Raw genomic sequence first — 3,417 nt, 5'->3', positions numbered from 1 at the left:
CTCAGAGGGCACTTTCTATCTCCGGGGTCCCGCCGACCCGACATTCATCGGTGGATCGAGGCTGAGCAGGGTGCCGGCGTAGCCGACTGCGGTGAGCAGTACGACGGCGGCTGCGGTGAGGCCGACCTGGGTGAGCAGGATCTGCCCGAGCCGGCCTGTGGCGATCCCGGTGATTTCGATGGCGGCGTGGACGGCACCCGCGGTCGCCGCCATTGCCAATGCCGCCGAGATGACCAGCGGGAGGGCCACTTCTGCCATGTCGGCTGCGGCTTCTGTCCGGCGGGGCACTCCGATGATCCGTAGGGCCGCAGTGAGGCGGCGGCGTTCGATCAGCCGGTCGACGGCGATGACGACGAGTGCGGCGAGGCACAACAGGAGGGTGACGGCCATCAGCGCGCCGATAATCACCGTGACGGTGGTGCCTCCGAGACCCTGGGTGGTGCCGAGGAAGCCCTGGATGTTGGACGCGGGGGCTTGGGTGGCGAGAATCTGGCGGGCTCGTTCCAGCACAGGTGGTTCGTTGCGCAGGACAACGGTGGTGGTCTGCGCTGCGGTGCAGGTCGCAGGGGTGGTGATGAGCAGTTGGTACGGCCGGTCGGCGTAGAGCTTCGGGGTCAGCTCAAGCTTGTCGGTGGGAGCCACGACGGTCCGGGCCGCGGGACAGTTGGATTCCGCAGCCGGCGTCAGGCGCAGGGTGGTGCCCGCCGCGAGTTGCGGTTCACCGGCGAAGTCGGGCGAGTTGATGTGTAGCCGGTAGACGCGCTCAGGACCGCAGGCTTCCGCGCCGTCGAACAGCCCGCGGACGTCGGCGCAGGAGGCGATCATGACGTCGGCCCGCTGCTCGGCGCCCACCTTCGCCGAGGCGTACTCGTATTGCGCGGCGCCGTTCACGCCTGGGGTGGCGCGCAGCGTGTCGAGCACGGTGGGGTTCACGGCGCCGTCGATGGTGATCTTGAGCTGGGCGGGCGCGGACGGTGTGGCCAATGACTCGGCGAGGCGGACGTGCTCTGCGGCGCCGAGCCCGATTCCTGCGGCGAAGAGGGTGACACCTACCGTGGCGACGAGGCGGGCCGCGGCCCCGTCTGAGGCCAGGGCGCGCCGCCCGGCGATACGCAGCGCGGGCGGAATGCCGGGACGCTGGTTGAGCCGCTGCCATGTGGTCTGTACGAGCAGCGGTGTGACCAGCGGCAGTCCCACGGCTGTCAGGACGAGGCCGGAGGCGAAGGCCGACAGCGCCCAGAACGCCTTCGCCGGGGGCAGCGACGCCGCGCCGGCGAGGAGGGCGACGCCGCAGGTGATGGGCGCGATCCGCAGCAGCGTCGGCCGTCGGCTGGCCGCGTTGCGCAAGGCGTGGAGTGGATTGCCGCGCAGGCGGGCGAACGCGCCGGTGGCCACGGCGACGGCGTACAGCGGCAGCCCCACCGCGGTCAACGCGACCGTGAACGGCGACAGCGCGAGATCGTCGGCGAACCAGTGCAGGTGGCCAAGACTCACCTGTTCGGTTCCGCCGCGGGCCGACAGCCAGCTGGTGATCCCTATCGCGGCGCCGAGGGCCGCTACCGCCCCGGTCTCGACGGCGTTGACCACCTGCGTCTGGCGGGCGTCAGCCCCGAGCAGGCGAAGAGCGGCCAGCCGTCGTTCCCGGGTGGCCGCAGACAACCGTGCCGACGCCGCCAGGAAGATGCCCAGAGGTATGAACACGAACACGGCCATGCCGACCGGCACGAGCACGGCCGGCCGCAGCACCTCCTCGACAGCCCCGGTCCAGGAATCCCCTCGATGCCTGATCTGCGTGCCGAACCGATCGACGCACTGCGTGCCGCCCGCCCGGTCCGCTTCGGCAGCGGGCACGCCGACGTAGGCCAACAGTTCGTCCGGCGCGACCAAGCCGGCGGGGTCAACGACGCCGACGACACGCTGCGGGAACCTCGCGGTAGCGCGTACGTCGTTGACGATGAGTTCTGCCAGGGCCGGTGATACGACGATCTCACCAGCCGCTGGCCACGCCGGCACGCCGGGCGGCCGAGGTGATCGCGCGGTGGTGTTCCACACGGCGACCCGGTGTAACGGGCGGGTGCCGATGTTGTCCTCGACAGTGCGCAGCTTGAGACACCCGGCCGTGCCGGCGGACGTCGCCAGGACGGGCTCCCGATCGCCGATGCGGCCGTCCTGTCGTTCGGCGACACCCGGCGCGGCGAGGGTCGCCAGGACCACGAACGCGCCGAAGGCGACCGCTGCTGCCTGCAGCAGCAGGCGGACCAGCCCAGCGGCGCCGCCGCCGCGGCACAGCCGCAACCCCAACCGCGCGAACGGCAGGTAGCTCATGCCTGCAGCACGCCGTCTCGCATCGTCAGGACCCGGTCGGCCGTGGCGGCGACCTCGCCGGCGTGGGTGACCAGAATGAGCGCGCTGCCGCCAGCGCGGGCCAGGTCCAGCAGCGCTGACATTGACTGCGCGGCTGAGTGGGAGTCCAACGCGCCGGTCGGCTCGTCAGCGAAGACCACACTCGGCCGGTGCACGAGCGCCCGCGCGATGGCGGCCCGCTGGGCCTGCCCACCGGACACCCGCGACGGCGTGCGATTCCGCTCGCCGTCGAGGCCGAGGCGAGCCAGCAGTCCGTCCGCGGTGGCGCGGGCCTTGCGGGCGGACATGCCGGTCAGGCGCAACGGCAGCTCCACGTTCTCGGCCAGCGTCAGCTCCGGTATCAGGTCACCGAACTGCATAACGAAGCCGCACTGGCGCAGCCGCAGACCGGCTCGAGCGCGGTCACTGACCGCGCCGAGGTCGACGCCGTTGAGACGAACCGACCCCCTGTCGGGGCGCAACACTCCCGCGAGCAGGAACAGCAGCGTGGATTTACCCGACCCGGACGGGCCCGTGATCGCGACGACCTCGCCCCCGGCCACCCGCATGCTGGCCTCGCGCACGGCAACCGTCTGGCCGACCGTGTAAGTCAGACCGTCGCTCGAGACAACGTCAGCGCCCAGACCGGTGCCCATCCCGAAGACCACCCCCGAAGTTGCTCACGACGCTGAGGATGCCAGCCATGCGAATCTACGGCCAACACCCTCGCCGCGCGTCGCTGTGATCGATCAGAGACAGTTGTTGGCGAGCTTGTAGCTCTCCGCCTCATTGTCGAAACTGCGCTCGGGGCCCAACTCGGCGACATATTCGCCAGCGTTCAGGCAGATTCGCGTACCGGTGTAGTCGTCGTTGTCGAAGATCGTCAGCTTCTGACCGGTACGGTTCCAGACCGAGCTGATCTCGTTGTCGCCGTCCCATGCGGGGATGTCGAACGACGTCTGTGTGGAGTGCACGTACCGATTACCAGCCTTGAACGGGTCTTCCCACATGGTGACTGGTCAGGTGGTCGCTGCGCCGGTGGGTAGCCAGGGACAGCCGGCGACGAGTTCGGTG

The 3,417-nt window shown here is 70.1% G+C and carries 3 protein-coding genes; all 3 read right to left on the bottom strand.

The window, feature by feature from the left end:
• Positions 1-15: 15 nt before the first annotated feature.
• The 3 genes from V6U90_RS32850 to V6U90_RS32840 all read right to left on the bottom strand — a co-directional run bounded on the left by V6U90_RS32850 (position 16) and on the right by V6U90_RS32840 (position 3,353).
• A complete protein-coding gene (locus V6U90_RS32850) occupies positions 16-2,325 on the bottom strand; it encodes a hypothetical protein (protein ID WP_334444982.1) in 2,310 nt (769 codons plus the stop codon).
• A complete protein-coding gene (locus V6U90_RS32845; RefSeq protein ID WP_334444980.1) occupies positions 2,322-2,999 on the bottom strand; it encodes an ABC transporter ATP-binding protein in 678 nt (225 codons plus the stop codon). Before V6U90_RS32845 ends, V6U90_RS32850 begins: the two co-directional genes overlap by 4 nt.
• 93 nt (positions 3,000-3,092) lie before the next feature.
• Positions 3,093-3,353, bottom strand: a complete 261-nt coding sequence (locus tag V6U90_RS32840; RefSeq protein ID WP_334444978.1) for a peptidase inhibitor family I36 protein — start codon at positions 3,351-3,353, stop codon at positions 3,093-3,095.
• Positions 3,354-3,417: the final 64 nt, after the last annotated feature.

The organism is Micromonospora sp. CPCC 206060, assembly GCF_036906895.1.
Lineage (GTDB): Bacteria > Actinomycetota > Actinomycetes > Mycobacteriales > Micromonosporaceae > Micromonospora.
This window is presented reverse-complemented; position numbering and strand designations above follow the sequence as displayed.

What these genes read in the sequence shown, in the direction of transcription:
- V6U90_RS32845 (WP_334444980.1), bottom strand. Translation starts at nt 2,999, where the DNA reads ATGGGCACCGGTCTGGGCGCTGACGTTGTCTCGAGCGACGGTCTGACT.
- V6U90_RS32850 (WP_334444982.1), bottom strand. Translation starts at nt 2,325, where the DNA reads ATGAGCTACCTGCCGTTCGCGCGGTTGGGGTTGCGGCTGTGCCGCGGC.
- V6U90_RS32840 (WP_334444978.1), bottom strand. Translation starts at nt 3,353, where the DNA reads ATGTGGGAAGACCCGTTCAAGGCTGGTAATCGGTACGTGCACTCCACA.